Origin of the sequence: Arthrobacter sp. zg-Y238 (assembly GCF_024385525.1) — a bacterium.
In the GTDB taxonomy this organism is placed as follows: domain Bacteria; phylum Actinomycetota; class Actinomycetes; order Actinomycetales; family Micrococcaceae; genus Arthrobacter_B; species Arthrobacter_B jinronghuae.
The window spans coordinates 437,702-463,420 of the sequence record NZ_JANFLU010000001.1 but is presented as its reverse complement, the minus strand read 5'-3'; the positions used below and the strand labels follow the sequence as shown (position 1 = coordinate 463,420).

The 25,719-nt window shown below is 66.3% G+C and carries 27 protein-coding genes; 18 read left to right on the top strand and 9 right to left on the bottom strand.

The genetic code is table 11. The annotated features are described in order from the left end of the window. Positions 1 to 100: 100 nt before the first annotated feature. Positions 101 to 487, bottom strand: coding sequence for a helix-turn-helix domain-containing protein (locus NNX38_RS02340; RefSeq protein ID WP_255796545.1), 387 nt, complete (start codon positions 485 to 487; stop codon positions 101 to 103). Positions 488 to 551: 64 nt separating this feature from the next. Here NNX38_RS02340 and NNX38_RS02335 point away from each other — a divergent pair, with 64 nt between their 5' ends. The 10 genes from NNX38_RS02335 (at position 552) to NNX38_RS02290 (ending at position 12,037) form a co-directional block, all read left to right on the top strand. Beyond that, positions 552 to 2,885: an LLM class flavin-dependent oxidoreductase gene (locus NNX38_RS02335; RefSeq protein ID WP_255796544.1), complete on the top strand. Its 2,334-nt coding sequence runs from the start codon at positions 552 to 554 to the stop codon at positions 2,883 to 2,885. Next, the gene (gene cofE / locus NNX38_RS02330) at positions 2,882 to 3,703 is read left to right on the top strand and encodes a coenzyme F420-0:L-glutamate ligase (RefSeq protein WP_255796543.1); all 822 of its coding nucleotides are present in this window, start codon (positions 2,882 to 2,884) and stop codon (positions 3,701 to 3,703) included. Before NNX38_RS02335 ends, cofE begins: the two co-directional genes overlap by 4 nt. Then, positions 3,700 to 4,719 carry a glucose-6-phosphate dehydrogenase (coenzyme-F420) gene (fgd, locus tag NNX38_RS02325; protein ID WP_255796542.1) on the top strand — a complete coding sequence of 340 codons (1,020 nt, stop codon included), beginning with the start codon at positions 3,700 to 3,702 and terminating at the stop codon, positions 4,717 to 4,719. Before cofE ends, fgd begins: the two co-directional genes overlap by 4 nt. Continuing rightward, positions 4,719 to 5,294 (top strand): hypothetical protein, encoded by a 576-nt coding sequence (locus NNX38_RS02320; RefSeq protein WP_255796541.1) that lies wholly within the window; start codon positions 4,719 to 4,721, stop codon positions 5,292 to 5,294. The genes fgd and NNX38_RS02320 overlap by 1 nt, the downstream gene beginning before the upstream one ends. 87 nt (positions 5,295 to 5,381) lie before the next feature. Then, a complete protein-coding gene (locus tag NNX38_RS02315) occupies positions 5,382 to 5,945 on the top strand; it encodes an MOSC domain-containing protein (protein WP_255796540.1) in 564 nt (187 codons plus the stop codon). A 177-nt stretch (positions 5,946 to 6,122) separates the two neighbouring features. Beyond that, positions 6,123 to 7,106 carry a LacI family DNA-binding transcriptional regulator gene (locus NNX38_RS02310; RefSeq protein WP_255796539.1) on the top strand — a complete coding sequence of 328 codons (984 nt, stop codon included), beginning with the start codon at positions 6,123 to 6,125 and terminating at the stop codon, positions 7,104 to 7,106. A gap of 37 nt (positions 7,107 to 7,143) precedes the next feature. Further along, positions 7,144 to 8,466, top strand: coding sequence for an ABC transporter substrate-binding protein (locus NNX38_RS02305; protein WP_255796538.1), 1,323 nt, complete (start codon positions 7,144 to 7,146; stop codon positions 8,464 to 8,466). A 75-nt stretch (positions 8,467 to 8,541) separates the two neighbouring features. Next, the gene (locus NNX38_RS02300; RefSeq protein WP_255796537.1) at positions 8,542 to 9,540 is read left to right on the top strand and encodes a carbohydrate ABC transporter permease; all 999 of its coding nucleotides are present in this window, start codon (positions 8,542 to 8,544) and stop codon (positions 9,538 to 9,540) included. Next, entirely contained in the window at positions 9,537 to 10,427 is an 891-nt protein-coding gene (locus NNX38_RS02295) for a carbohydrate ABC transporter permease (protein WP_255796536.1), read from the top strand. The genes NNX38_RS02300 and NNX38_RS02295 overlap by 4 nt, the downstream gene beginning before the upstream one ends. Beyond that, positions 10,424 to 12,037 (top strand): alpha-amylase family glycosyl hydrolase, encoded by a 1,614-nt coding sequence (locus NNX38_RS02290; protein ID WP_255796535.1) that lies wholly within the window; start codon positions 10,424 to 10,426, stop codon positions 12,035 to 12,037. The genes NNX38_RS02295 and NNX38_RS02290 overlap by 4 nt, the downstream gene beginning before the upstream one ends. 145 nt (positions 12,038 to 12,182) lie before the next feature. Here the strand turns inward: NNX38_RS02290 and NNX38_RS02285 are convergent, their stop codons facing one another. Then, entirely contained in the window at positions 12,183 to 12,953 is a 771-nt protein-coding gene (locus tag NNX38_RS02285) for an Ltp family lipoprotein (RefSeq protein WP_255796534.1), read from the bottom strand. Positions 12,954 to 13,327: 374 nt separating this feature from the next. On the opposite strand from NNX38_RS02285, the gene NNX38_RS02280 reads away from it, so the two are divergent. Both NNX38_RS02280 and NNX38_RS02275 read left to right on the top strand, forming a co-directional pair. Then, a complete protein-coding gene (locus tag NNX38_RS02280) occupies positions 13,328 to 14,329 on the top strand; it encodes an acetamidase/formamidase family protein (RefSeq protein WP_255796533.1) in 1,002 nt (333 codons plus the stop codon). Positions 14,330 to 14,356: 27 nt separating this feature from the next. Continuing rightward, complete coding sequence (locus NNX38_RS02275; protein ID WP_255796532.1) at positions 14,357 to 15,118, top strand: SDR family NAD(P)-dependent oxidoreductase; 762 nt, start codon at positions 14,357 to 14,359, stop codon at positions 15,116 to 15,118. 54 nt (positions 15,119 to 15,172) lie between these two features. Here the strand turns inward: NNX38_RS02275 and NNX38_RS02270 are convergent, their stop codons facing one another. Next, complete coding sequence (locus NNX38_RS02270; protein WP_255796531.1) at positions 15,173 to 16,093, bottom strand: lantibiotic dehydratase C-terminal domain-containing protein; 921 nt, start codon at positions 16,091 to 16,093, stop codon at positions 15,173 to 15,175. A 384-nt stretch (positions 16,094 to 16,477) separates the two neighbouring features. Here NNX38_RS02270 and NNX38_RS02265 point away from each other — a divergent pair, with 384 nt between their 5' ends. Beyond that, entirely contained in the window at positions 16,478 to 17,122 is a 645-nt protein-coding gene (locus tag NNX38_RS02265) for an MOSC domain-containing protein (RefSeq protein ID WP_370646351.1), read from the top strand. A gap of 38 nt (positions 17,123 to 17,160) precedes the next feature. Here NNX38_RS02265 and NNX38_RS02260 read toward each other — a convergent pair whose 3' ends face one another. After that, complete coding sequence (locus NNX38_RS02260; RefSeq protein WP_255796530.1) at positions 17,161 to 17,646, bottom strand: DUF3592 domain-containing protein; 486 nt, start codon at positions 17,644 to 17,646, stop codon at positions 17,161 to 17,163. Between the two features lie 82 nt (positions 17,647 to 17,728). Between NNX38_RS02260 and NNX38_RS02255 the strand changes: the two genes are divergently transcribed. Further along, positions 17,729 to 18,184, top strand: a complete 456-nt coding sequence (locus NNX38_RS02255; RefSeq protein ID WP_255796529.1) for an SRPBCC family protein — start codon at positions 17,729 to 17,731, stop codon at positions 18,182 to 18,184. 31 nt (positions 18,185 to 18,215) lie between these two features. Next, positions 18,216 to 18,854 (top strand): bifunctional 2-polyprenyl-6-hydroxyphenol methylase/3-demethylubiquinol 3-O-methyltransferase UbiG, encoded by a 639-nt coding sequence (locus NNX38_RS02250; RefSeq protein ID WP_255796528.1) that lies wholly within the window; start codon positions 18,216 to 18,218, stop codon positions 18,852 to 18,854. Positions 18,855 to 18,867: 13 nt separating this feature from the next. On the opposite strand, the gene NNX38_RS02245 is transcribed toward NNX38_RS02250, so the two are convergent. The 4 genes from NNX38_RS02245 to NNX38_RS02230 form a co-directional block, all read right to left on the bottom strand. Next, positions 18,868 to 20,016, bottom strand: a complete 1,149-nt coding sequence (locus NNX38_RS02245; RefSeq protein WP_255796527.1) for a Vms1/Ankzf1 family peptidyl-tRNA hydrolase — start codon at positions 20,014 to 20,016, stop codon at positions 18,868 to 18,870. Between the two features lie 116 nt (positions 20,017 to 20,132). Beyond that, positions 20,133 to 20,702 carry a sugar O-acetyltransferase gene (locus NNX38_RS02240; RefSeq protein WP_255796526.1) on the bottom strand — a complete coding sequence of 190 codons (570 nt, stop codon included), beginning with the start codon at positions 20,700 to 20,702 and terminating at the stop codon, positions 20,133 to 20,135. Between the two features lie 193 nt (positions 20,703 to 20,895). Further along, positions 20,896 to 21,423: a hypothetical protein gene (locus NNX38_RS02235; protein WP_255796525.1), complete on the bottom strand. Its 528-nt coding sequence runs from the start codon at positions 21,421 to 21,423 to the stop codon at positions 20,896 to 20,898. 156 nt (positions 21,424 to 21,579) lie between these two features. Next, positions 21,580 to 22,326: a TetR/AcrR family transcriptional regulator C-terminal domain-containing protein gene (locus NNX38_RS02230; protein ID WP_255796524.1), complete on the bottom strand. Its 747-nt coding sequence runs from the start codon at positions 22,324 to 22,326 to the stop codon at positions 21,580 to 21,582. 58 nt (positions 22,327 to 22,384) lie between these two features. Here NNX38_RS02230 and NNX38_RS02225 point away from each other — a divergent pair, with 58 nt between their 5' ends. The 3 genes from NNX38_RS02225 to NNX38_RS02215 all read left to right on the top strand — a co-directional run bounded on the left by NNX38_RS02225 (position 22,385) and on the right by NNX38_RS02215 (position 25,078). Next, positions 22,385 to 23,101 carry a DUF4386 domain-containing protein gene (locus NNX38_RS02225; RefSeq protein ID WP_255796523.1) on the top strand — a complete coding sequence of 239 codons (717 nt, stop codon included), beginning with the start codon at positions 22,385 to 22,387 and terminating at the stop codon, positions 23,099 to 23,101. 80 nt (positions 23,102 to 23,181) lie between these two features. After that, positions 23,182 to 24,222 (top strand): FAD-dependent monooxygenase, encoded by a 1,041-nt coding sequence (locus NNX38_RS02220; RefSeq protein WP_255796522.1) that lies wholly within the window; start codon positions 23,182 to 23,184, stop codon positions 24,220 to 24,222. Continuing rightward, on the top strand, positions 24,152 to 25,078 hold the full coding sequence (locus NNX38_RS02215) for an NADPH-dependent F420 reductase (protein ID WP_255796521.1): 927 nt from the start codon (positions 24,152 to 24,154) through the stop codon (positions 25,076 to 25,078). Before NNX38_RS02220 ends, NNX38_RS02215 begins: the two co-directional genes overlap by 71 nt. 59 nt (positions 25,079 to 25,137) lie before the next feature. Here NNX38_RS02215 and NNX38_RS02210 read toward each other — a convergent pair whose 3' ends face one another. After that, positions 25,138 to 25,689 (bottom strand): dihydrofolate reductase family protein, encoded by a 552-nt coding sequence (locus tag NNX38_RS02210; protein WP_255796520.1) that lies wholly within the window; start codon positions 25,687 to 25,689, stop codon positions 25,138 to 25,140. Between the last annotated feature and the right edge of the window lie 30 nt (positions 25,690 to 25,719).

Sequence of the window (25,719 nt, the reverse complement as noted above, 5' to 3'; positions counted from 1 at the left end):
AGGGAAGGACGAAGCGCCCGGGAATTATTCCCCTGCACCCCCGCCACCGCTCTGGGTGGCGTCCGCCGTGGGTGGCGTCCGCGGCGGCTGGCCCGCCGGCTCAGGCACTCTTGGCGGAGACCGCTTCTCCGGCGTCGTCAGTCTCCCAGCGGCGGGCGTAGCCGGCGATGGGCTGCAGGGAGCGCAGCAGGTCGATGCCGCGCGCACTCAGCCGGTACCGGACGCTGACCGGGATGGTGGGCTCGACCAGGCGTTCGACCAGGCCCGCGGCCTCGAGCTCGCGAAGCCGGAGCGTGAGCATCCGCCCGGACAGCCCCTGGACCCGGTGCTCGATTTCGGTGAACCGTTCGGCTCCGGTCCCGAGGGCAAGCAGAATCCCGCTGGCCCAGCGCCGTCCCACTACCTCCATCACGCCGAGCAGGCGGCGGCACTCCTCATCACTGATGCTTAGCGGAGGGTTTGCGCGGCCCGTCTCAGAAGTAGTCACGCACAAAAAGTAAGCGGCTTACCTACGGATTGTCAATGGCACTGGTGGCGCGCATGCTGTGGCCATGTCCGATTACCTGCACCCGCTGCGCTTCGGCAGCTTCATCACCCCGTCCGCCGCCATCCCTCAACTGCCGGTCGACCGGGCCCTGCTCAGCGAGGAGCTCGGCCTGGACCTGGTCACCTTCCAGGACCATCCCTATCAGGCCCAGTTCCTGGACACCTGGACCCTGCTTTCGGTAGTCGCCGCCCGTACCGAACGCATCCACGTCTCCGGCAATGTGCTGAACCTGCCGCTGCGCCAGCCCGCCGTGCTGGCCCGTTCCCTCGCCAGCCTGGACCTGCTCAGCGGCGGCCGCGCGGAGCTCGGCATCGGCACCGGCGGGTATTTCGAGGCGATCGCGTCGATGGGCGCCCCGCTGCTGGCCATCCCGGACGCGGTCGGCGGGCTGGACGATGCGCTGGACATCATCCGGGGCATCTGGGACACCGCGGATCCGACGCCCCTGCACGCGGGAGGAAAATACCACCACGTCACAGGCGTGCAGCGGGGCCCGACACCTGCACACCGCATCCCCATCTGGGTGGGCGCCTACAAACCCCGGATGCAGGGGATCATCGGGCGCAAGGGTGACGGCTGGCTGCCGAGCCTTCCCTGGATGAAGCAGGGCGACGTCGAACGCGGCAACGAGGTGATCGACAAGGCCGCGCGCAAGGCCGGACGCGATCCGCGGGAAATCACCCGGATGATGAACATCACCCCGCAGTACCACGCCGAGGCCCTGGCCGAGCTGGCAACGGATCACGGGGTGAGCGTGTTCATCGTAGCCACCGACGACCCGGCCGAGCTCCGCCGGTTCGCGCAGGTCACCGCTCCCGCAATCCGGTCCCGGGTGGAGCAGGCCCGCCGGCGCAGCGGCTCCCCGACCACCGCACCCGCACCCGCCGCCCCCGCAGGCCCCGCAGCCGCCGCCGCGCCAGCCTCGCCGGAAGCACCCGCCCGGTCCTTCCGCGACGATCCGATCCCCGACGCCCTCGTCCCGCGGGTCCTGTTACCCGGCGACCGGGGGTACGCCCGCTACACCTCCAGCTACTTCCGCGGCGCCCGGCCCGGCGTCGTCATCCGTCCTGAAACCCCCGACGAAGTGCAGGAGGCAGTGCGCTTCGCCGCCCGCCACCGGGACGTGCCGCTGGGGCTGTTCAGCGGCGGACACGGCCTGTCCGGCCGGTCCCTGAACACCGGCGGCATCGTCATTGCGCTCGACGCACTGAACGCGATCACCCTGGGCAGCGGCAACCGGGTCCGGGTGGAGCCCGGCGCCCGGTGGGGCGAGGTGGCGCAGGCCCTGGCCCCGCACGGGCTGGCGATCACCTCCGGCGACTACGGCGGCGTCGGCGTCGGCGGCCTGGCGACGGCGGCGGGGATCGGCTGGTTCGTCCGCGAGCGCGGGCTGACGATCGATTACCTGCGCTCCGTGGACATCGTGACCGCCGACGGTGAGCTCGTGCACGCCAGCGCAGAGGAGAACAGCGACCTGTTCTGGGCGGTGCGGGGCGCCGGGGCGAACTTCGGCGTGGTGGTCTCGTTCGAGTTCGAGGCGCACCCGGTGTCCGAGCAGGTGGGGTTCGCGATGCTCCTCTTCGCGCCGGACGACGTCGCGGCCTTCCTCGAAGGGTGGGGCACCACCATCGAGGGGTCACATCCCACGGTGACCGGATCCCTGATGATCAGCCCCGGCAGCCCCGGCTCGACCGCCGTCCAGGCACTGATCGTGGTGGATTCCTCCGATCCGGAGACTGTGATCGAGCGGCTCCAGCCCTTCGCAGCCCTCGCGCCGCTGGCGAACCAGTCTGTGCAGATGGTGCCGTACGCGGCTTTGCTTGAAGTGCCGCCGGAGGGCGATCAGCACGGCCGGGGCGAACCGCGCAGCCACTCCGGGTTGGTGCGGCACCTGAGCGCCGACGTCGCGCGTGTCCTGACCGACCTGCTCGCCGCCGAGTCCTCCTTCATCCTGAGCATCCGCTCTGCCGGCGGTGCCGCGGCGAACCTCCCGGCGGAGGCCACCGCGTACGGCTGGCGGGACGCGAACTTCGTGATCGCCATGCTGGGCGGACGCGGCGACCAGATGGCCCGGCGTTGGGCGGAACTGGTGCCGCTGCTGGAAGGCATGTACCTGAGCTTCGAGACCGACACCGGGCCCGACGTCGTCGCCCGCGCCTTCCCGCCCGGGAACCTGCAGCGCCTGCGCGCGCTGAAGGCGGTGTGGGACCCCACGGGCCTGTTCCGCGACAACTTCTACATCGCCCCGGAGCACGAGTCGGCGGACCACGCGTCGGAACTCGAGCCGGCGGACCAGGCGTCGGCGACCACCGAGCCCGCCGCGGGAGCCGCACGGTGACCGGGGGCGACACCGACGCACCAGCCAGCCCGGCGCGCACCATCCCGCCGCGGGAACTGTCCGTCTGGGCGCTTCCCGGCCTCCCGGAGATCGCGGCGGGCGACAACCTTGTCGCGTTGATCCTTGCCGCCGCCGCGGCACGGCCGCTGATGGACGGGGACATCCTGGTTGTGACGTCCAAGATCGTCTCCAAGGCCGAGGGGCGGCTGGTGCGGGCCGCGGACCGCGAGGCAGCGATCAGTGCGGAGACGGCCCGGGTGGTCGCCACCCGCAACGGCACCCGCATCGTCGAGAACCGTCTGGGCATTGTGGGAGCGGCCGCCGGGGTGGACGCCTCCAACGTTCCCGCGGGCACCGTCCTGCTGCTGCCGGAGGATCCCGACCGCTCGGCCCGGATCCTGGCCGCCGGCATCCGCGCCGCGGGCCCGCACATTGGGGTGATTCTCAGCGACACGATCGGCCGGCCGTGGCGGGAGGGGCAGACCGACATCGCCATCGGGGCCGCTGGCGTCCGGGTGTTCGAGGAGCTCGAGGGCGCCCCGGACTCGGCCGGCCGGCCCCTGACCGTGACCCGCCCGTGCCTGGCCGACGAACTCGCCGCCGTCGGGGACCTGGTCAAGGGCAAGACCCTCGGGCTGCCCGTGGCGGTAGTACGCGGTTACGCGGACGCGGTCGGCCCGCTGGACCTCCCCGGCGCCCGGTCCATCATCCGCACCCCGGAGACGGACATGTTCCGGCTCGGCAGCGACGAGGCCTACGCGGCCGGTTTCGCCGCGGGCCTCAACGCCGTCGCCGACACAGAAAGCAGCAGATCATGACACTGACCCTGGGCTACAAGGCCTCCGCAGAACAGTTCGGCCCGCGTGAGCTGGTGGAGCTCGCCGTCGCGGCCGAAGCCCACGGCTTCGCGTCCGCGGCAGTCAGCGACCACTTCCAGCCCTGGCGGCATCAGGGCGGACACGCCCCGTTCTCCCTGGCCTGGCTCGCCGCGGCCGGGGAACGCACCTCGCACATCCGGCTGGGCACCAGCGTGCTCACGCCCACCTTCAGGTACAACCCCGCCGTCATTGCCCAGGCCTTCGGCACGCTGGGTCTTCTCTACCCGGACCGGATCTGGCTGGGTGTGGGGACCGGTGAGGCGCTGAACGAAATCGCGACCGGGTTCCGCGGCCCCGGAGAACAGGACTGGCCGGAGTTCTCCGAGCGGTTCGCCCGGCTGCGCGAGGCGGTGCGCCTGATGCGGGAGCTGTGGAACGGGGACCGGGTGAGTTTCGACGGCGACTACTACTCCACCTCCAACGCCTCCGTCTACGACAGCCCGGCGGGCGGCGTACCCGTCTACATCGCCGCGGGCGGCCCCGTAGTGGCGAAATATGCCGGCCGCGCCGGGGACGGGTTCATTGCCACCTCCGGCAAGGGCCACGAGCTGTATGCCGAGCAGCTGATGCCGGCGCTGGCTGCGGGTGCGGACGCCGCGGGCCGGGATCTATCCGGGATGGACCGGATGATCGAAATCAAGCTCTCCTATGAGCACAGCCGGGAGAAGGCGTTGGAAAACACCCGGTTCTGGTCTCCGCTGTCCCTCTCAAAGGAGCAGAAGCACAGCATCACCGACCCGGTGGAGATGGAACGCGCCGCAGACGCGCTCCCGTTGGAGCAGATCGCCCGCCGGTGGATCGTGGGCACGGACCCCGACGACGTCGTCGAGCGGATCGCCGAATACGTGGACCTTGGGTTCAACCACCTTGTGTTCCACGCCCCGGGCCACGACCAGCTCCGGTTCATGGACCTTTTCCAAAGCGACCTCAAACCACGTCTGGAAGGACTGCGTTGATGCCGCGCCGCATCCGCTGGTTGATGCTTCCCGTGCTGGCCGCCCTCCTGCTCGGCGGGTGCGCCGGCCCTTCCGCCGGGGCGCGGCCCGACCCACAGCCCGACGCCGCGGCGGGCTTCCCGTTCACCGTGGACAACTGCGGCACGCCGGTGACCTTCGAGCAGCCGCCGGAGGAGGTGGTGGCGATCAAATCCACGTCCATTGAAATGCTGCTCGCGCTGGGCCTCGAGGACCGGATCTCCGGCGTCGCCTTCCCCGACGGCCCGTACGCCGCTGGGTGGGCGCCGGAGACGGAACCGCCGCCCCACCTCGACGTCCGCGCGCAGCTCGAAACCCTCGAACTGCTGCGTGATCTCGCGGGGGACGGACTCACAGTGATCACCGCCCTGCATGACGTGAACCTGGCTGCACGGTATGCCGACCGAATCATTGCCCTCGACGACGGCCGGGTCGTCGCCGCCGGTGAAACGTCGTCGGTCCTGTCCGCCGCGCTGGTCTCCGGCCTGTACCGGGTCAACGCGACCCCTCTTGGGGAGGGAAGGTTCTTCTCCTTCTCCCTCCCCGGCGTTTCCTGAACGGCAGCCGCACCGACAGGTGCAGGGAGTTTGCTCGACCTCTGGCGCCTTCCCGAAGGCCGTGGCGGGATATGAAATGATCCGTCAATGACTGCCACCCGCACTCCCGAAGGACCGCAAGTGGTCTCCGTCAGTCAAAGCAGCAAGCACAACTTCAGCAAGGACCGGGTCGACTCGGTTCTGTTGGTGGAAGGGCTGGGCGTCGACGGAGACGCGCATTCCGGCACCACCGTGCAGCATGTGTTCAGAAAGCGGTTCCACCCGACGGAACCCAACCTGCGGCAGGTGCACCTGATCCATGCGAAGCTGTTCGAGGAACTGGCGCAGGACGGCTTCGAGGTGCGCCCCGGCGACCTCGGGGAAAACATCACCACCCGCGGCATCGACCTCCTGAACCTGCCCGAGGGGACACTCCTGCGGATCGGACCCGACGCCGTGGTGCAGGTGACCGGGCTGCGGAATCCCTGCCGGCAGATCGACCGCTTCCAGACCGGGCTGCTCAAAGCGGTGCTGCCCCGCGACAACGCCGGAAAAACCGTGCGGAAGACGGGAATCATGGGCATTGTGCTGGCAGGCGGGCGGGTAAACATCGACGACGAGATCCGTGTTGAGCTTCCGGCTGGGCCGCAGCGCCGGCTCAAGTGCGTCTGATTCCCCGGCGACAGACCTTTTGAAAATCCCCTCGGACCCGGGTTCGAGGGGATTTTTCCTGCCCGTTTACGAAACGTCATGGATCCTCCACGCCTCCGCATAGGGTGTGACAGAGATCGCGCAACCGTTTACGTAAACCGTTTGCGCCCCACACAGGAGACCAGAAGGAGGCGGGCCATGGCAACCATCAGGGATGTGGCGAAGCATGCCGGCGTCTCCCCGGCCACCGTGTCCCGGGTGGTCAACGGCCTCGTGGGCTACTCCGAGGAGACCCGGCGCCGCGTCGAAGAGGCCGTAACCCGCCTCAATTACGAGACCGACTTCATGGCCCGCGGGCTAAAGACCCGGCAAACCTCGGTGATCGGGCTCCTCGCCCCCATGGTCTCCGACGCCCTTGCCTCCGAGGTGATGCGCGGCGTCGAGGAAGCCGCACGCGAGCAGGGCTATGCGGTCATGCTCGGCCGCACCGGCCTGCAGTCCGTCTTCATCGACGGGTACCTGCGGACGCTGCGCACCTACCGGGCCGCCGGCGTCATCCTGATTTCCGCCGTCATCACCCAGGAAATGCGGCAGATCCTCGGCCCGAACATCCCCCTGATTTCCGTGGCCATCAGTGACCGGTCCGGCTCCCCCAGCGTCTCCATTGATGACGAGCGGGCCGCCTACGATGCCACCCGGTACCTGCTCTCGCTGGGCCACCGGCGGATCGGCCTGCTCGCCGGGGATCCGGCGTCGGTCTTCGTCGCCCACCCGCGCCAGCGCGGCTACGAACGGGCCATGGCCGAGGCAGGCCACACCGCCGTCGTCGCCCACGGCACCTTCTTCTACGAGAGCGGCGCCCCGGGCCTGGATGAACTGCTTCGGCAGGAACCGGACCTCACCGCCGTCTTCGCGGTCAGCGACGAGATGGCCGCCGCCACCGTCAACGAGCTGCAGGAGCGTGGCCGCCGGGTGCCGGAGGACGTCTCGGTACTCGGCTTCGACAACACGTCCACGTCCCAGCACGTCCACCCTCCGCTGAGCACCGTCGCCCAGCCGCTGGAGGAAATGGGCAGGACGGCGGTCGCCAAACTGCTGCGCACCCGCGACCTCGGTCCGCGCATTGTGCCGCACACCCTCATTGCCCGCGGGTCCACCAGCCCGCCCCAAGACCAGCACTAAAAAGCCACGCACCACTCGCCACTACAAGGAGCACAGCATGAGGCAACGACGCCACTTTCGACAGATCCTCCTCGGAACAGCAGCACTGACCATCTCCGGCCTGGTCCTCACCGGCTGCGGCGGAGGAAACAGTGAAGAACCCGAAGCGCAGCAGGACGCGGCCGCAGCGTTCGAGGGCCGGGGCCCCATCAACTATGTCTCCTCCCGGGATGCCTCCGGCGCCGCGCAGGACACTATCGACAAATGGAACGCCGAGCACCCCGAGGAGCAGGTGACGTTCGTCGAGCTGCCCGATTCCGCGGACCAGCAGCGCCAGCAGTTGGTGCAGAACGCCCAGATCAAGTCGGAGACCTTCAGCGTCCTGAACCTCGACGTCGTCTGGACCTCCGAGTTCGCCGCGAACCGGTGGATCATGCCGCTGCCCGACGACGCACTGCCCACGGACACCATGGTCCCTGCCGCAGTGGAGACCGCAACCTACCGCGGCACGCTGTACGGCGCCCCGTACTACACGGACGGTGCCCTGCTCTACCACCGCACGGACCTCCTCCAGGCGGCCGGCATCGAAGCCCCGCCCACGAACTGGGAAGAGATGACGGCGGCGTGCGAGAAGGTCCTCGCCCTCCCCGAGGCGGAGGGCATGTCCTGCTACGCGGGCCAGTTCGACAAAAACGAGGCCCTGACGGTGAACTTCACCGAAGCCGTCGGATCAGCCGGCGGCCAGGTCTTCGACGATGAGGGTGCCCCGACGGTGAACACCCCCGAAGCCCTCGCCGGACTCACCCAGCTCACCGACGCCTTCAACGAGGGCCTGGTTCCCAGTGACGCCATCACCTACATCGAGGAGCAGGGCCGCCGGGCCTTCCAAGAAGGCGATCTCGTGTTCCTGCGCAACTGGCCGTTCGTCTACTCCTCGCTGACCGCCACGGACGGTTCCAGCGCCGTTGTGGACAAATTCGGCATCAGCTCGGTTCCCGGCATCGGCGACAATCCGGGGGTCTCCACGCTGGGCGGCCGGAACCTCGCCGTCTCGCCGTTCACGGAGAACAAGGCAACGGCCCTGGACTTCATCAAGTTCTTCACCAGCGAGGAAGAGTCGAAAGCACGCCTGGACAAGAGTTCGCGGGCTCCCGTCTACCCCTCACTGCTCGAGGATCCCGCCGTTGTTGAAAAGCGCCCGTTCTATCCCACGCTCCTGGAATCTTTGGAGAACGCGCAGGCGCGCCCGCAGGTCGTGAAGTACGGCGCGACGACGACGGCCATTCAGGAAGAGGCGTACGCGGCACTCACCGGGGAGAAGGATCCGGAGACGGCCCTGGCCGACATGCAGGCGAAGCTCGAAGAGCTCTCCGCCGAATAGGCCGCCGGCGGCCGCAGGCGCCTGTGCCCGCGGCCGCCGTCTGATTCCCATTCCCCGTGCACAGTTAGGAACTCCATGAGTACCAGCACCGCTGCGCCCCCGCGCCGTCCCGACGGCCCGGCCCCCAAGCACAAGCCCGGCACCCGCACCTCCGGCGAAGGCAGGATGGCCGCGCTGCTGCTGTCCCCCACCCTGCTGGTCCTGGGCCTGGTCATCGCCTACCCCCTGGTGTCCGCCCTCTACCAGTCGCTCTTCCGGGAGGAATCCGGGCTCGACGAAGACGGCTTCGTGGCCGAAGGTGAGACCTTCGTCGGGCTGGCCAACTACCTGGACCTCCTTGCCGGGGAGTCCGGGGAACGGTTCCTGAACGCCCTCGCCAACACCACCTTCTTCACCATCACCACCGTCGGTCTGGAAACCGTGCTCGGGCTGTGCCTGGCCCTGGCCATGAACCGGGCGTTCCGCGGCCGGGGCATCCTGCGCGCCAGCATCCTCATCCCGTGGGCCGTCCCCACCGCCGTCTCGGGACTGCTGTGGCGCTGGATCTTCCAGTCGGACGGCATCGCCAACACCCTGATCGGCACGGAAATCCTCTGGACCGCCGAAGGTTTCCAGGCCAAAGCCGCAGTGATCATCGCCGAAGTCTGGAAAACGGCACCGTTCATCGGCCTGCTCGTCCTGGCCGGCATGCAGGTCATCCCGGAGGAGGTGTACGAGGCCGCACGCATCGACGGCGCCGGCTGGTGGCGCACGCTGGGTTCGATTACCCTGCCGCTCGTGAAGCCGACGCTGCTGGTCGCCGTCCTCTTCCGGCTGCTCGACGCCCTGCGGATGTTCGACCTGCCGTTCGTCCTGATCGGCCCCGGCAAACAATCCGTGGAGACCCTCTCGATGCTCGCCTGGGACGAATCCAACCAGCTGCGCTACGGCTCGGCGTCGGCGTTCGCCATCATCCTGTTCCTGTACGTGGCCCTGGTCGCGATCGTCTTCGTGAAGCTGCTCGGCGCCGACGTCGCCGGGACCAAGGAGACGCGTACCCTCCGCAAGGCCGGCTCCCGGAAGGCAAAGGCATGACCCAGATCCCCCTCCTGACACGCGCGGACACCCCCGACCCCGCCCCGCAGCGGAAACCCGCGAAGCGCGGCGCGAAGAGTTACCTCACGTACCTCGGCCTCGCCGCGATCTTCGTGTACTGCCTCTCACCCTTTTACTGGATGCTGGTCTCCAGCTTCCGCCGCACGGCAGATATCTTCGACAACACCCTCATTCCCCAGCCCTTCTCACTCGAGAACTACCTGAAGGTCTTCGACGGATCCACGATGTTCGGCCAGGCCCTGCTGAACAGCCTGATCGTCGCCGGCACCACGACGACGGCGGCACTAGTGCTCGGGATCTTCGCCGCCTATGCCATCTCGCGGCTGAACTTCCGGTTCAAGTCCGTGATCCTCGGCCTCGTTATTGCCACCTCCATGTTCCCCGGCATCTCCGTGGTGGTGCCACTGCTGCGCCTGTTCACGGACATCGGCTGGATCAACACCTACCAGGCAATGATCGTGCCCAACCTGTCCTTCGCCATCCCGCTTGCCGTTTGGAATCTCACCACCTTCATGAAGGCGCTGCCCTTCGACCTGGAGGAGGCGGCGATGATTGACGGCTGCACGAAGTGGCAGGCGTTCCGGAAGATCCTCCTGCCGTTGGCCGCCCCCGGCGTCTTCACGACGGCGATCCTCACGTTCATCCACAGCTGGAACGAGTTCATCATCGCGCTGTCGATGATCAATGATCCCGAACGGCAGACTGCCACGGTCGCCATTTCCAAGTTCACAGGGGCGACGGAGTTCCAGGCACCCTTCGGTGAGCAAATGGCAGCGGGAGTGATCGTCACCGTCCCGTTGGTCATCATGGTTCTCATCTTCCAGCGGCGGATCGTCGAGGGACTCACCTCGGGTGCCACCAAATGAGCCGGCCGACGGCCCGGGGGCAGAAGCCCGGCTGGTGGCAGGACGCCGTCATCTACCAGGTCTATCCACGCTCCTTCGCCGACGGCAACGGTGACGGGGTGGGCGATCTTGCGGGCCTGCTGGACCGCCTGCCGTACATTGCCTCACTCGGCGTCGACGGCATCTGGATGACCCCGTTCCAGCCCTCCCCGCAGGTGGACCAGGGCTACGACGTCAGCGACTACTGTGCGGTCGATCCCCTCTTCGGCACCATGGAACAATTCGACCAAGTGCTCGAGGCAGCGCACGCTCTGGGGCTTCGGATCTTCCTCGACGTGGTGCCCAACCACTGCTCATCGGAGCACCCTCTGTTCCAAGCTGCCGTCGCCGCCGATTCAGGCTCACCCGAACGGGCGATGTTCCACTTCGAGAACGGCGTTGATGACGACACCCCGCCGAACAACTGGCAGAGCGTCTTCGGCGGCCGTGCCTGGAGCCGGGTGAATCCTGGCTCGGACACGGACAAGGAGTGGTACCTGCACCTCTTTTCCCCGGAGCAGCCGGACTGGAACTGGCGCAACCCCGCAGTGGGCGACTACTTCGAGGGCGTGCTCCGGTTCTGGTTCAACAAGGGCGTGGACGGCGTGCGCATCGACGTCGCACACGCCCTGTTCAAAGCGGACGGGCTGCCCGACACTGAAGGCACTGACGCCGTCGTCGACGGGCTGCGCTCCAACCCGCAGGTATCCGATCAGGATGAAGTGCACGAGGTGTACCGGCGCTGGCGCCGCGTTGCCGACTCTTACTCCCCCACTCGGGTGCTGGTAGGCGAGGTGAATCTGGAACCGCACCGCGCTGCCCGGTACACCCGGCATGACGAGATGCATCAGGCCTTCGCATTTGCCTTCGTGAAGCTGGGCTGGGATGCCGCAGCTTGGGCCGCAGTCGGCACTGAACTCGAAGCCGCTCGGAAAGAACACGGGGCGCCGCTGACCTGGGCACTCGAGAACCACGACATTGTCCGCTCTGTGACACGGTTCGGTGGCGGTGAACGCGGAACCCTCCGCGCGCGTGCGGGCTTGCTCGCCATCCTGGGACTGCCCGGTGGCGCGTACATCTACCAAGGCCAGGAGCTTAACCTGCCCGAAGCTGAGGTGCCGCTCCACGCCCGAGCGGATCCCATGTGGACCCGGGCCGGGGTGTCCCGTGACGGGGCTCGTGTCCCGGTGCCCTGGACGATCGCGCCCGACAATGCCTACGGGTTCTCCCCCGCAGCGGCAGCCGAACCTTGGCTGCCGACACCGGCTTTGTGGGGATCGCGATCTGTGGAAGCACACAGGAACGATCGCGGGTCAACTCTGCATCTCGTTACTGAGGCGCTCGAATTGCGGAGGCAGCTGACCGAAAAAGAGATCTTCTCCCCTGACGACGCCAGCACTTGGCACGTCCAGGACAACGGGTTGCTCATCTGCGAGCGCGGGGACCGGTTCCTGCTTGCCGTGGCCATGGGTGAGGAGCCCTGTGCCCTTCCGCAAGGCAGCGTTGTGTTGGCATCATCGCCCCTGACCGATGCGGGACTGCTTCCGGCGGACAGTGCGGTCTGGCTCCTCAGGGACGAGTCCCGCGCCTGACCGGGTACGCCCAGCCAGGCCGCCTACCAAATCGGGCTGCATGATTTCGTAGAGCGGACCGTGTCATCCGGGCAAAGGAATAGCCAGAAGCAACCGTGCGCTTCTGGCTATTCCTTGAAGGTGCCGCAGACTCCGGCGGAGGTGGCTACTTCAGGTTCTGAATGGCGTAGTCGGCTTCCTCCGGCGTGAACTGCTCGCCGTGTTCGCTGACGAGCTGCTCGCGGATTTCCTCGGGGGTCTTGTCCCATCCGTCCTTATAGTTCTGGGCATTCTTCAGCGCGTTCTCCTTGTAGTCCACGTCAAAGTTGTCCAGGACATACTGAGCCGCCTCCGGGGAGTGGCCAGCGAAGATCAGCTTGTCGTAGAAGTCGGCCTTGCTCGGGCTCAGAAAGTTGATGCCCTCAGCACTCTCCATAGCGGCCCGGTATTCCTCCGGCACTGACGAGTCCATGGTGGAATCTTCCGACTCGACGGGAGCGGGGGCCACCGTGTACTCCTCTGAGGGAGCCGGGGCCTCGACTGCCGTGCCGTTGTCCTCCTGGGACACTGTCTGGCTGTTCTCAACGGCCGAGCCGACTGCCAGCGCTCCGGTGAGGACCATGACCAGCGAAACCACGATGTTGAGGACCCAGACGACGGCTGTGACGATCCACGCCATCTTCTTGTTCTCTGGGTATCCGGCGAGAGGCTGACCGTTCTTGTCCTTCTGGTTGCCGGTCAGGGTGATGATCAGGTCGACCAGCGTCCAGATACCGAAACCGCCACCCGTCAGGAGCTTCAGGACACCGGTCCCGATCTTGCCCAAGTAGAAGCGATCGATGCCCAGCGTGCCTAGGAAAAGCGCGAGCAGCCATGTCACAACGAAGGACTTCTTGGTGGCGGTGGTGGTCATATAACTTGTGTCGGTAGTGCTCATTAAAAGGTATGCCTTTTCTGTGATCAGGGTCGTTCTTCAGTAGTCCAAGATGTCAACACTCCAGAACCCGGGGTGTTCTCCAGGATGAAGTTTCTGCTTATCGAAGGGAATCCTGCCATGCGGTTCCGGTTAGGCGAAATTCGTCTGTCGGACGCATATTCGGCGGCGGAAACCCTGAAACTTTCCGCACCGAAAGAAAGTGCGGTGACTGGAATGTCATATCGAGGTCAGCAACGCTGAATCAGGGAAATGCCGAGCTTCATTCCTTAAGTCATCCCGACGGAAATCAGTGAAGAGCCTTAGCAGGCCGTCATTCTCGCCCGGCCCCCGCCGCCTATATCCAGAACCGGAAACCTTCGATAGCATCCGGCCCCATGGAAATCCTTGAGTACCGCCCGCGTCCGGACCAGCTGGTCTATACCTTCGGCGGGGCCGAGCCCGTGATGAAGGTTCGACCAGGAACCGCCTTGAAGCTCTGGTCAGAGGACGCGTTCAACAACGCGCTGACCACGGTCGAGGACCTCTCCAGTGAGAAGGTCGACCTCAACTTCGTGAACCCGCAGACCGGACCGTTCTACGTTGAAGGCGCCGAACCCGGCGACACGCTCGCCCTGCACATCGTGGAACTGACCCCGGCGCGGAGCTACGGCGCCTCCGCCACCATCCCGTTCTTCGGCGGGCTCACCAGCACCGACCGCACCGCGTTCCTGCAGGATCCGTTGCCGGACACCACCTGGATTTACCACGTGGACTCGGCCCGCTCCACCGTCGGTTTCTCCGCCCGGTTCGGGGACTTTGAGGTCGCTCTGCCGCTGGAACCCATGTTGGGAACGGTGGGGGTGGCTCCTCCCGGCGGGGAGGTCCGCTCCTCCCTGGTCCCCGAACGCTTCGGCGGAAACATGGACGCCCCCGAGGTGAAGGCCGGAACCACCGTGTACCTCGGGGTGAACCAGCCGGGCGCGCTGTTCTCCATCGGCGACGGGCACTACCGCCAGGGCGAAGGTGAAGCCTGCGGCACCGCCGTCGAAGGGGCCATGCATTCCACGATCCTGGTGGAACTGATCAAAGGCGGCGCCCCAACCTGGCCTCGGCTGGAGACCGACGCCGAGTGGATGGCGGTCGGCTCGTCCCGGCCCATGGAGGATTCCTGGCGCATCGGCCAGGTGGAGATGGTGCGCTGGTTCGGCGAGCTGTTCGGCCTGCACCAGATGGACGCCTACCAATTGCTCACCCAGACAGCGCAGGCACCGATCGCCAACGCCGTGGACGCCAACTACTCCGTGGTGGTCAAGGCACGCAAGTCCCTGTTCCCGCAGGCCGCAGCCTACGGCGGGCTGCACGCCGACCTGCGCCGGCGCAGTGAAGAACTTCTCTAAACCCGACAACCTGCCCCGGAGGAAACCATGGATCTGCAGTTGAACGGCAAGACGGCACTGGTCACCGGCGGAACCCGGGGAATCGGGCGGGCCATCGTGGAAGCGTTCGCCGCGGAGGGGGCCAACGTTGCCTTCTGCGCCCGGGACGCGGCGGAAATCAGTGCCACCGAAACGGCGTTGGCCGGCAGTGGCGTGAAGGTGGAAGGCACCGTTCTGGACGTGGGCGACGGCGACGCGGTGGCCGTCTGGGTGGATGCCGTCGCCGGGCGCTTCGGTGGTTTGGACGCGGTGGTCAGCAACGTCAGCGCCCTGGCCATCGATGACAGTGCCGAGTCGTGGGAGGCGTGCCTGCGGGTAGACCTGATGGGAACCGTGCGCCTGATGCAGGCGGCGATCCCGCATGTTGGGCGCAGCGAGTCGCCGTCGCTGGTGGCCATTTCCAGCGTCTCCGGCCGGGAGGTTGATTTCGCGTCCGGACCGTACGGCACGGTCAAGTCCGCGCTGATCGCCTATATGGCCGGGCTGGCCTTCCAGCTGGCCGGAACCGGGATCCGCGCCAACACGGTGTCGCCGGGTAACACCTATCACGACGGCGGCGTCTGGCAGAGCATGGAACGGAACAGTCCGGAGATGTTTGCCTCGTCCCTGGCGCTGAATCCCACCGGACGGATGGGCAGCGCGCAGGAGGTGGCCGACGTCGTTGTTTTCGTCTCCAGTCCGTGCGCCTCCCGGATGACCGGAGCGAACGTCCTCGCGGACGGTGGCCTCTCCCGGGGAATCCAGTTCTAGGAAAACGTCGTCCGGAACATAAGCGGTGGCCCCTGGCGTGGGCCGCCTACGCCGTCATTTCTTACCCGGCTTCGACGGCTGCGGCGAGCGCTCCTGACCCGAATACTGCGCTTCAATATCCTTGCTCCAGGCACGCGCGTATATCCCAAGCGCCCCCTGTTCCCGGGGTGGAAAGCCCAGCCGGTTGAGTGCTAGCCCGCTAGCCCCCATAGCCAGCTGCTGCGCACTGCGACTGATGCGTTGCTTGTCTGCTCGGTACAAATACTCATCGATGGCCCTTGCCCAGCGCTTCCGCCAGATATCCACTGCCGACTCCGAGGCAAGGGCGGCCATCACCCTATGCGCAGGCATAACCCGGGGTGCCATCTGGGCCATCATTGCCGTGCGTGCCTGCCCGGAGTGCGAACCAAAAGAACCTGTGCAGGCGTGCAGATGAGCGTTCCAGTAGTAGTCCCAGCTAGTGGTTCTGCGGTCGGGCCACACAGCCGACCGCGGTCCGCGCATCATGGCGTGGCCGGTGTCGAAGAGAAGCAGGGCGGCCAGCATCGAGCGCATGTTGAGGCGGGGAAAGCGGTTGACTGCCCACAAAGCCAGGTCCGAGGACAAGTCGGCAACCTCAGAAACCAGTTCCAAGCCCTTCGGTCCACCGAACCGGGCAAATGCCGCTTCCATTACTTCGTGCGCTGGTTCGCCTGATCGGGGTGGATAAGTGATGTCCGGCCACCGGGAGATCTTCACGGGACCCAGTGAGGCAGCGCTTTCGTCTGCCAACGCGTACACAAACTTCCAAAGCCGCTTAACGACGTCGTCGGCGGCACGCACATGCAGGTGCACGGCCGGATGGGCGGATTCCAGCCTGCGGGAAAAGCCAAACCAGCGCTCTCCCCCGGTCCTCGTTCCGGAAATCAGCGGAGCAACAATGCGGCGGACTATTTCATCACCCGCATCCCTGCGCTCCGGCTCTACAGTCAACATGGACCACACAGCCGTGCTGTCGTGCTGCACAGGACGGGTAGCTGCCTCTCGATGACCAGTGTTCGATTGCATTACGCGGCTCATATCATCCCCAAAATGATCGTCTTGACTTCGGTAGGTGTGTTCCCAACAGTGTGTTCGCAACAGTGTGTTGCCAAAATGTGAATGTCCATACGGGTTCTAAGAAATTTCCCATTTGCGTCAGGGACTCTTTTCCTGCGCACGCTGACCGACTATGGGTTTGCGAACCCTCCACGCTGGCGGCAGAGGTGCGCGAAGGAGATGCCTACCACCCCGGCGTTGAGCTGATTAAAGCCACAGCCATCCAAAAGCCGGTTGCGCCTGCCGAGTCAAAGCAGCAGGCACAACTTCAGCAAGGACCTGGTGGAATCGGTTCTGCTCGTGGAAGGGCTGGGCGTCGACGAAGACGCGCATTCCGGCACCACCGTGCAGCATGTGTTCAGAAAGCGGTCCCACCCGAGACAGCCCAACCTGCGGCAGGTGCACCTGATCCACGCGGAGCTATTCGAGGAACTGGCGCAGGACGGCTTCGAGGTGGGTCCCGGCGACCTCGGCGAAAACATCACCACCCGCGGCATCGACCTCCTGAACCTGCCCGAGGGAACACTCCTGCGGATCGGGCCCGACGCCGTCGTCCAGGTGACCGGGCTGCGGAACCCCTGCCGGCAGATTGACCGCTTCCAGGCCGGGCTGCTCAAAACAGTGCTGCCCCTCAACAGCGCCGGAAAAGTCGTGCGGAAGACGGGACTCATGGGCATCGTGCTGAGCCGCGGGCGGGTGAACGTCGACGACGAGATCCGCGCCGAGGTTCCGGCCGGGCCCGCAGCTCCGGCTCAAGTGCGTCTGATTTCCCGGCGAAGGACGCGTCGGCCCAGGACCTCGCGGACAGTCGTCATGATGCCGGTCTCGATAAACCTGGCATCCATCTGCGCGCGGCGGAAAGATCGCAATCCCCCGGCCTGCCCGGGAGCTTCGGGACCGGTGGGACCATCTCCCGGGACATATTGACCTTCCCGGGATGCCTGGCGACCGGGCAGTTGCCGGTGCTACTTCACGGGGCTGCCGGCTCCCTTAGCGCGTTTCGAGGAGAACTTTTCCATAACCACTAGGGAGACACCGAACATAATGAAAAAGCCCCCGGCGCCAAAGCCGGAACCGGCACTCTTTTCCCATCCTTCCACCACCGCTTTATCAGGACGGTCCGGGTTGTAATACACCGTGTGCTTGGAACCTATGTCAGGAGTCGCGGTGCGAACCCCTGCTCTTTCCTCGATGGTATGTGTACCCCCGTCTGAATCGGTAAAGGAAACAGTTGTAACCTTTGTCGTTGACCCTCTTGACGATTGTTCGTCAAAGTCAATGACCGTGCCTTCGGCGCTAGTCCCGTTATTCATTAGGCGCCGGTCAATGTTGTAGGGGATGAACGCAGTGATGGCAATGAACATGCCAATGAGCATGATGAATAAAGCGCCCGGCCAGACCGATTCTAGGCGGGGAGATTTATCGTCGTTCCCTGCAGCATGGTTTCTCATTTCAGCCTCCTTCCCTGACATTATCTAAAACCTAATCAGTCCGCGCGCCGCTGGCTGCAGAACGCCCTGCCATACTCTGACCATGACCGTCTACTTCGAGTGCACCACCCGGATAGCCCTGCCCGCATCGGAGCTGTTTGACCGTGCCCGAAGCATTGATGCGCATAAGGACTCCATGGCACGGTCCCGTGAAGAGGCGGTCTGCGGCGTGACGTCCGGCCTCATCTCGCTGGGTGAGGACGTCACCTGGCGGGCCTGGCATTTCGGCGTTCCGCTGCGGATGACGAGCCGGATCACCGAGATGGAACCGCCGGACCGTTTCGTCGACGAACAGGTCAAGGGCCCGTTCCGGCGGTTCCGGCACGTCCATGAGTTCCATCAGGACACCGCGGGCAGCACAATGGTTGACCGCATCGAGTTCGAGGTGCCGTTCGGCATCGTCGGGCGCCTGGTCGAGAAACTGGTGCTGGCCCGCTACCTCCGGAGGCTCATTGAGTCACGGAACCGGTTTCTGGCCGGGGAGCTCACCTCCAGCTAGCTCCGGATCGGCCTGGGACTACGCTGGAACAATGACACACAGCTTCGACAAGGACTACTGGGAGCAGCACTGGCACGAGGCCCCGGACACCGATCCGGCCGCGGGCCACCAGCCGCCCGCGAACCCTTACGTGGCACGCCTCGCGGCGGAGCTCCCGGCAGGCAGCGCGCTCGACGCCGGCTGCGGAACGGGCGCGGAAGCCCTGGAACTGGCCGCGCACGGCTGGACGGTAGTGGGTGCGGACGTATCCGCATCTGCCCTCGCCGCTGCGTCCCGGCGTGCCGAAGCGCAGACGCTGTCCGGCAGCGTGGACTGGATCGAGGCGGACCTGGTCTCTTGGGAACCGGGACGCCGCTTTGACCTGGTCACCACCAACTACGCCCACCCGGCGATGCCGCAGCTGGCGTTCTATACCCGGGTCGCGGAGTGGGTGGCTCCTGGCGGCACCCTCCTGATTGTCGGGCACGCCCACGACGATGAGGCGACGACGGCGCACGGGCACCACCCGCCCGCCGACACGATCGTGACTGCCGAATCCATCCGAGCGCTCCTGGATCCGGCGACGTGGAGCATCACCGTCGCCGAGGAACATCCGCGCTCCATGACCGCGCCGGACGGCAGCCAGGTCACCCTGCGCGACGTCGTCGTCCAGGCCACCCGCCAGCGCTAATCCGGGACTGCCTCTAGGCCGCGTTCCTTCCGGGTGCTTCCGGACCGGTGGGCCAGCGTAGCAGCGCGGCGACGCCGGCTCCGCCGGGCAGGACGCCGTCGGGCACCAGAAGGAGTCGCGCATCGGTCAGGGCGGCCGCCCGCAGCAGGGCCACGGGAGCGGAAACCTTGCCCAGCACGTCTGAGCCCAGCGCTTGTTCCTCCGCAGTGGCCACCCACGGCTCGACGGCGAGGGCCAGCAACTGGTGGTCGGCGAGCGCAGTGTCATTCAGGATCAACACGTCCACCTGCGCCTGTTGAAGGGCCTGGACAACAGCACCGATGCCGGTGGTCGACTCGGGGTTGGCCTGCCCTTGCTGCAGGGCGAGGCGGTCCATGATCTGTTCCTGCTCGTCCGCCCACTCCAGGGCAATCAGTTCCTGGACACGGTCCTCGAAACCCTCATGATGGGCGCCGCCGGTACGGGTATGCGAATCGAGCATGCGGACCAGATTCCTGTGCGCTTCGGCGAGCTGGTCCTGCACCAGTCCGCGGGCACGGACATCACCGGCGAGCACGATCAGCCGGGCGCCGCTGCTGTCCACGACGCTGTCGATCTGTCCCGCGACCTCGTCCGCGTTCCGGCGCCAGATGCCTTCCGTCCTGCGCTGCTGCTTGTCCTGCGCCCAGCCGTCGCCGACGGAAAGTTTACGGATGTCCTCGCTGGAGCCTTCAACGTCCTGGACGCTGGCGGGACCGGGGCGGCCCACGTATGCCAGCCGGATCTCGGCACCTTCCCTCGAAACTTCCGCAACGATGTACGGGAATTCTTCCGGGCGGTGCTTGAGCAGCGGCAGCAGGTCCGGAACGGGCCCCACGGAAAGGTGCTTCGGGCCCATCAGCGGGCCGGGCAGGAGTTCGTTCAGTTCCTCCGTCCCCTGCCTGACGAGGACGAAGCGCGACACCGGGGCGGGCACGCCGTAGGCAGGAGCCACCGCGGCTTCCATGGCCTCAAGGTCCGCCGGCGGAGCCCCCTTTTCCGCCAGCGCCCTCCGGACAGCGCCCGGGCGGACTTCGGCCGCTTCCCGACCTTCCACGGTTCCGGCCCCTGCATCAACATAGGCGGCACACCAGGGTCCTTGTTTGCGGTAGAGATCCGCGAATTTGTGGAGATGCTCGGTCATGGCGATCTCCTTCCTGTACGGGCTCCCGCACATCGATTCGATCCGTGCCTCAAGCTAACACCGGCGTCAGCCGCAATTAAAGAGCTGCGCACGCCACACGCCTGCCGCCCGCCGGTCTAATCCGCGAGCGAGCGGATCACCCGTGCCGGCGACCCGACGGCGAGGGACCGTGCCGGAACATCCTTGGTGACGACGGCGCCGGCGGCCACCACGGAATCGTCGCCGATGGTCACACCCGGCAGGACCGTGACGTTGGAGCCGAGCCAGACGTTCCGGCCGAGCGTGACCGGCGCCGGATGCATGTCCGCCCGGTGCGCCGGCGACAGATCATGGTTGAGCGTGGCCAGGACAACGTTGTGGCCGATCAGGCAGTCGTCCCCGATGCGGATCCCGCCCTGGTCTTGGAACCGGCAGCCGGCGTTGATGAACACCCGTCTCCCCAGGCTGATGTTCTTCCCGAAGTCGGAGGAGAACGGCGGAAACAGGGCCACGGATTCATCCACCGGTTTCCCGGTCAACCGGGAGAGCAGCTCCCGCACCCGGGCCGGTTCGTGGTAGCCGCCGTTGAGCTCGCCGGTGATCTGCAAGGCGGCCTGACTGGCATGGTGCATGGCTTCATGCAGGGGTGACCCGGCGGTAATTGTTTCGCCTGCGTTCAGCGCCACGAGCAGTTCCTCGGGTTCCATGGGATTCCTTACACCTGGGGTCCGGATCGGAGTGCCGGCGCAGTCCGCAGCCGCACAGCTTCACGGACTTTCCCCCACGTTCGCATCACCCGCTGTGCGGGGCAAGAGCCGCGCGGTGGCAGGATGACCAGCATGTCCGCTCCCCCCCTCATAGTCCTGATTGAGCGTCTCCGGACCCGGGCAAAGCCCCTGATTACTGCTTCTGCAGGGGCAGTTCACCCCGGACGGGCCAGCGCCCGGTTGCCTCGTGGTGCTCGATGGCCCGCAGCAGGGGGCTCACATTGTAGATAGCGATGTCCAGGCCAAGCTTGACGCCGTGAATCGACTTAACCGTCACGTACGTCCGCCGATTCACTTGCGACATCTGATAACTCGCAATGTCACTGTAGGGAAGGACATGCTCCCTGCCCAACATAGTGCGGAAAGCAATCTCAGATTCGCCCGGCACAATGTAGAAGTTGCGATACATGCCCAGGAGTATCAGCCCGATCAGAAGCATGCCGGCGCCGGCAATGCGGGGTGGGAGGGGGTCGGTGTCCGTGGTAAACCCCACCAGACCCACTAGGACTCCGATACCGATGGAAAGCCAACCGACAATCATTATCAGTTTCGTCATTCGGATTCGTTCCGGGTATTCCTTGGACCGGTTAGGGTACTTTTGGACCCACCAATTAATAGCTATGATGCCCGCGAGGCAGACCACGGCGATGATTAGATCCATTGGCAGTTACCCCCGGAATGTAGCCAAAATACTTGCTCATTAGTCCTGCGCGAAAAATCTACCTCATGTCGGGGGGTCCATGGTCACCGGACATGGCTCCTGCGGCGAAACGTGGAGCCGGCGACGTCGTCGTTCACGCCATCCGCGCCGGCGAACCTAGCCGTCGCGCCAGGAACCCCGCAGAACCTCGATGCCGTCCAGCAGGACGTCCAGCCCGACGGTGAACTCGGCGTCGTAGTCGTAGCCTTCCTTCGCCAGCTCCCCCACCACTTCGAGCAGGTACGGATACCGGGCGGCCGCCTCCGCCGTTTCACCGTCGCGGGTGGCTGCCGCGGCCTCGGCCGATTCCTCGGGGGTCTCGAAGGACAGGGTCTTCTGCTGCAGTGCGAAGCCGTACACGTAAGCATCCAGCAGGCTGGTGACGTGGACGGTGCTGCGGAAGGAGAATCCGCTCTGCCGCAGGCAGCCCAGCAGCGCGTTGTGCTGGCGCAGGTTCTCCGGTCCCGGCCGGCCGGCCGCCTCCATCAGCCCCACGGCCCAGCGGTGCGTGACCAGTGCGGCCCGGAGGGAGACGGCACGATCACGCATCGCCTGCTTCCAGCCGTGTCCCCTGTCCGGCTCCGTGACCTCCGCCCACACCAGGTCCACCATGCCCTCGAGCAGTTCCTGCTTGTTCGCCACATGCTTGTACAGCGCCATGGGCACCACGCCGAGTTCCTGGGAAAGCGTGCGCATGGTGAAGCCGTCGATGCCCACCTGATCGGCCAGTACGACGCCGGCGCGCAGCACGGCGTCCCGGTTCAGTCGCGGCCGGCGCGCGGATGCTTCCTGCTGCCGATCCTTCGGTACCTGTCCCACAGAGCCGCCTTCCGGGAAATCGATCCTTGACAGAGTGTACGACATACACCTAGGTTCGTCGCATCAGGTGTACGCAGTACACTTTCTGGCCGACAGGAGCACCATGCACGCCTCCAACCGGACCGCCCGGACCGCCGGGATCCTTTTCCTCCTCACCTTCGCCTCCGCCATCGCCGGGGCTGCCCTGTACGCACCGCTGCTGACCGGCCCGGACTACCTCGCCGGACCCGGCACGGACACCCGGATCCTGCTCGGCACGGTCTGCGAACTGGTGCTGATCGTCGCGAACATCGGCACCGCCGTCGTGCTGTTTCCCGTCCTCCGCCGGCACAGCGAGACCGCTGCGGTCGGTTATGTCGCGGCCCGCATCATGGAATGCGCGCTGATCTCCGTCGGGATTCTCAGCGTGCTCACCGTGGTGACGCTGCGGCAGACCGCCGGGGCCGACGCCGGGGAGTACTTGCCCGTGGCCCGGGCGCTGGTGGCGGTGCACGGCTGGACCTTCCTGCTCGGCCCGGGGTTCGTGGTGGGCATCGGCAACGGGCTGCTGCTGGGGTTCCTGATGTACCGCTCGCACCTGGTGCCGCGGCCGATGGCACTGTTCGGGCTGATCGGCGGTCCGCTGATGTCGCTGTCCGGTATTGCCGTGCTTTTCGGCGCCTACGGACAGTCCTCGGTTCCGTCCGCGCTGGCCACCCTTCCGGAGATCATCTGGGAGGCGTCGCTGGGGATTTACCTGACGGTCGTCGGCTTCCGCCGGGTGCGGAATAGCGGAGCGGTCCACGAGGCCGACGTCGACAGCAGGCAGCAGGCGGCGTAGATTCCGGCAGGAGCGGAATCTACAGCAGGCAGGGGCCGCCCCCGAGCCGGCCGGAACCGGACCATTGATGAGGAGAGGTCATGCGCGGTTCAGCACTGATCGTCGGAGCGGGTATCGCAGGAACCGCCGTTGCGCGGGGGCTGCTCCGCGCAGGATGGTCGGTCCAGGTGCTCGAACGCGGCGCGAACCTGCCCGGCAGCGGAACGGCGCCGGCCATGTGGCCCGAGGCGATGCGGGCCCTCGACGCGTTGGGCGCCGGTGACGCAGTCCGCGCCGGTTCGGTGGTGGAGCAGGGCGCACGGATCCTGAAACCGGACGGCAGCCAGATCGCCGCCATGGGCCGCAGTCGGACCGCCCGCCTGGTGCCGCGCACCGTCCTGCTGGAGGCGTTATCCGGGGACTTGCCCGCCGGGGTCATCCAATGGAATTCACCGGTTGCAGGGCCCTCAACCCTGCCCTCTGCCGATGTTGTTGTGGCCGCCGACGGAATCTTCAGCCGCCTGCGCACCGCCTCCACCGGAATATCGCCCCGGGCGCTTGGAACAGTGGCCTTTCGGGGCGTTGTCCCCGGCCCGGCCGGCGGAGTCAGCGAGACCTGGGGGCGCGGCCGCCTGTTCGGCATTACGCCGCTGGATGCCGGTAGCACTAACTGGTTTGCCTGCCTCCGTTCCACGGACCTTCCTCCGCTGGGTTCCCCGGAGGCTATCGGTGCCCAGGGGGCAGAACTGCTGCGCAGCCTCTACCGCGGGTGGCATCCGGACGTCACCCGGGTCCTGGGGAAACTGGACGGAAACCCGATTGATTACCGGGAACTGTTCGACGTTCCGCCGCTCCCGTCCTACATTTCCGGCAACTTGGCACTGCTGGGCGACGCTGCGCACGGAATGGCACCGAACCTTGGCCGCGGCGCCTGTGACGCTCTTCTGGACGCGGTCGCCCTGATCGACGCACTCAGTTCGGCTCCCGACGTGACCGCCGGCCTGCAGTGCTACGACGCCGGCCGGCGTCGGCGGGGAAACCTCATGGTTCGGGCGGCACGGCTGCTGAACCGTGCCGCCACGGCCGAACATTTCACCGGAGCCCGAAACCTCGCGATGTCCGCCGGGATACGGTTCGCCTAGCGCGTCCGCCGCCCGGAATCCGCCGTCAGGGACGCCGTCGCCTAGGGGAATTCCTTCACGGCAGGGGCAGTTGCCTCCTTTAGGGACTGCCGAAGTACACGCGTGCCAGTCCAACCGAACATCATCGAAGGGATACGCAATGCCGACATTGGGAATCATTGGAAGCGGAAACATCGGATCCGCAGTCGCACGGCTAGCGGTTGCGGCGGGTATGAACGTCGTGATTGCCAACTCGCGGGGACCTGAAACGCTCTCGGAACTGGTGGCCGACCTCGGGCCGCTGGCGCAGGCCGGAACGGTGGAAGACGCCGCGAAATCCGGCGACGCCGTCGTGCTTTCCATTCCGTTGAACGCGGTCCGGAATCTTCCGGACGGGCTGCTGGCCGGCAAGATCGTCCTGGACACCAGCAATTACTACCCGTCGCGGGACGGGCACATCGCCGAGCTTGATGACAGCACAGTGACCACCAGCGAACTGGTGCAGAGCCGGCTTCCCGGAGCGCAGTACGTCAAGGCCTTCAATAACATCCTGGCCCATCACATTCCGCTTCTGGCCCGCCCCGCCGGGTCCGCTGACCGCTCCGCGCTGCCCATCGCCTCTGACGACGACTCGGCCAAGGCCGAGGCGGCCGCACTCATCGACGCGCTGGGCTACGACGTCGTCGACGCGGGCACCGTGGCCGAGAGCTGGAGGTTTGAGCCGGACTCCGCAGGCTACACCCGTCTGTACCTTGCGGATGCCAGCACACCCGACGACCAGCTGATGACCTCGGCTCCGGGCACAACGCCCAAGGAGAAGGTCGAGTCTGCACTGGCGTCGGCCACCCGGGTGAACGTGGCCGAACGCCTCTTCTAGGCGGTAGCCGGGTTCTTCCCGCGCGGCTCTGATCCGGCCGCCGCGCGGGAAGCAACGCCTCAGCCCACGGCGTAGGTCACCCGGACTCCCCCGTTGTCGAGGCGTTGTTCCCGCAGGAGGCGAAGGTTCAGCGGCAACCCGTCGGGCAGGGCCCGCGTGCCGCCGCCGGCAATTACCGGACAGATCACCAGCGACACAATGTCCACCAGCCCCATCCGCATGGCGCTCTTGGCCAGTTCCGGTCCGCCGATCATGACGTTTCCCGCGGCCTTGGCCCGTTCCACGGCTTCCGGAGTCAGGGTGGGTGCCAAAGTCGTCCGGCCGGTGAAAACATCCTGCAGGGTGGAGGAAAACACCACCTTGGGCACCGCCGACCAGGCATCCGCGAACCTGTCAGTCCCCGGAAGGCCAACCGATGCCGCGCGGTCGGTCTCCCACACGGACAGGGTTTCGTACATCCGCCGCCCGTAGAGCACGGTGGCCGCGTCCTCCAGGTCCTCGGAATGGGAGGCAAGAAAATCTTCGGTCGGCTCCAGCCAGGCAAAGTTACCGTCAGCGTCGGCGCTGTACCCGTCCAGCGAGCAGTTCATGGAGTATGTAAGGGATCCCATCCCCCAACTCCACCCTCCGGTTTTTCCCCG

Bases quoted from the DNA above. Each gene is read 5' to 3' on its own strand.
- fgd (WP_255796542.1), top strand. From the start codon at position 3,700: ATGACACTGACCCTGGGCTACAAGGCCTCCGCAGAACAGTTCGGCCCG.
- NNX38_RS02320 (WP_255796541.1), top strand. From the start codon at position 4,719: ATGCCGCGCCGCATCCGCTGGTTGATGCTTCCCGTGCTGGCCGCCCTC.
- NNX38_RS02220 (WP_255796522.1), top strand. From the start codon at position 23,182: ATGCGCGGTTCAGCACTGATCGTCGGAGCGGGTATCGCAGGAACCGCC.
- NNX38_RS02240 (WP_255796526.1), bottom strand. From the start codon at position 20,702: ATGGAACCCGAGGAACTGCTCGTGGCGCTGAACGCAGGCGAAACAATT.
- NNX38_RS02310 (WP_255796539.1), top strand. From the start codon at position 6,123: ATGGCAACCATCAGGGATGTGGCGAAGCATGCCGGCGTCTCCCCGGCC.
- NNX38_RS02315 (WP_255796540.1), top strand. From the start codon at position 5,382: ATGACTGCCACCCGCACTCCCGAAGGACCGCAAGTGGTCTCCGTCAGT.
- NNX38_RS02235 (WP_255796525.1), bottom strand. From the start codon at position 21,423: ATGGATCTAATCATCGCCGTGGTCTGCCTCGCGGGCATCATAGCTATT.
- NNX38_RS02250 (WP_255796528.1), top strand. From the start codon at position 18,216: ATGACACACAGCTTCGACAAGGACTACTGGGAGCAGCACTGGCACGAG.
- NNX38_RS02295 (WP_255796536.1), top strand. From the start codon at position 9,537: ATGACCCAGATCCCCCTCCTGACACGCGCGGACACCCCCGACCCCGCC.
- NNX38_RS02260 (WP_255796530.1), bottom strand. From the start codon at position 17,646: ATGAGAAACCATGCTGCAGGGAACGACGATAAATCTCCCCGCCTAGAA.
- NNX38_RS02290 (WP_255796535.1), top strand. From the start codon at position 10,424: ATGAGCCGGCCGACGGCCCGGGGGCAGAAGCCCGGCTGGTGGCAGGAC.
- NNX38_RS02305 (WP_255796538.1), top strand. From the start codon at position 7,144: ATGAGGCAACGACGCCACTTTCGACAGATCCTCCTCGGAACAGCAGCA.
- NNX38_RS02255 (WP_255796529.1), top strand. From the start codon at position 17,729: ATGACCGTCTACTTCGAGTGCACCACCCGGATAGCCCTGCCCGCATCG.
- NNX38_RS02225 (WP_255796523.1), top strand. From the start codon at position 22,385: ATGCACGCCTCCAACCGGACCGCCCGGACCGCCGGGATCCTTTTCCTC.
- NNX38_RS02245 (WP_255796527.1), bottom strand. From the start codon at position 20,016: ATGACCGAGCATCTCCACAAATTCGCGGATCTCTACCGCAAACAAGGA.
- NNX38_RS02230 (WP_255796524.1), bottom strand. From the start codon at position 22,326: ATGTCGTACACTCTGTCAAGGATCGATTTCCCGGAAGGCGGCTCTGTG.
- NNX38_RS02300 (WP_255796537.1), top strand. From the start codon at position 8,542: ATGAGTACCAGCACCGCTGCGCCCCCGCGCCGTCCCGACGGCCCGGCC.
- NNX38_RS02335 (WP_255796544.1), top strand. From the start codon at position 552: ATGTCCGATTACCTGCACCCGCTGCGCTTCGGCAGCTTCATCACCCCG.
- NNX38_RS02280 (WP_255796533.1), top strand. From the start codon at position 13,328: ATGGAAATCCTTGAGTACCGCCCGCGTCCGGACCAGCTGGTCTATACC.
- NNX38_RS02270 (WP_255796531.1), bottom strand. From the start codon at position 16,093: ATGTTGACTGTAGAGCCGGAGCGCAGGGATGCGGGTGATGAAATAGTC.
- NNX38_RS02275 (WP_255796532.1), top strand. From the start codon at position 14,357: ATGGATCTGCAGTTGAACGGCAAGACGGCACTGGTCACCGGCGGAACC.
- NNX38_RS02285 (WP_255796534.1), bottom strand. From the start codon at position 12,953: ATGAGCACTACCGACACAAGTTATATGACCACCACCGCCACCAAGAAG.
- NNX38_RS02210 (WP_255796520.1), bottom strand. From the start codon at position 25,689: ATGGGATCCCTTACATACTCCATGAACTGCTCGCTGGACGGGTACAGC.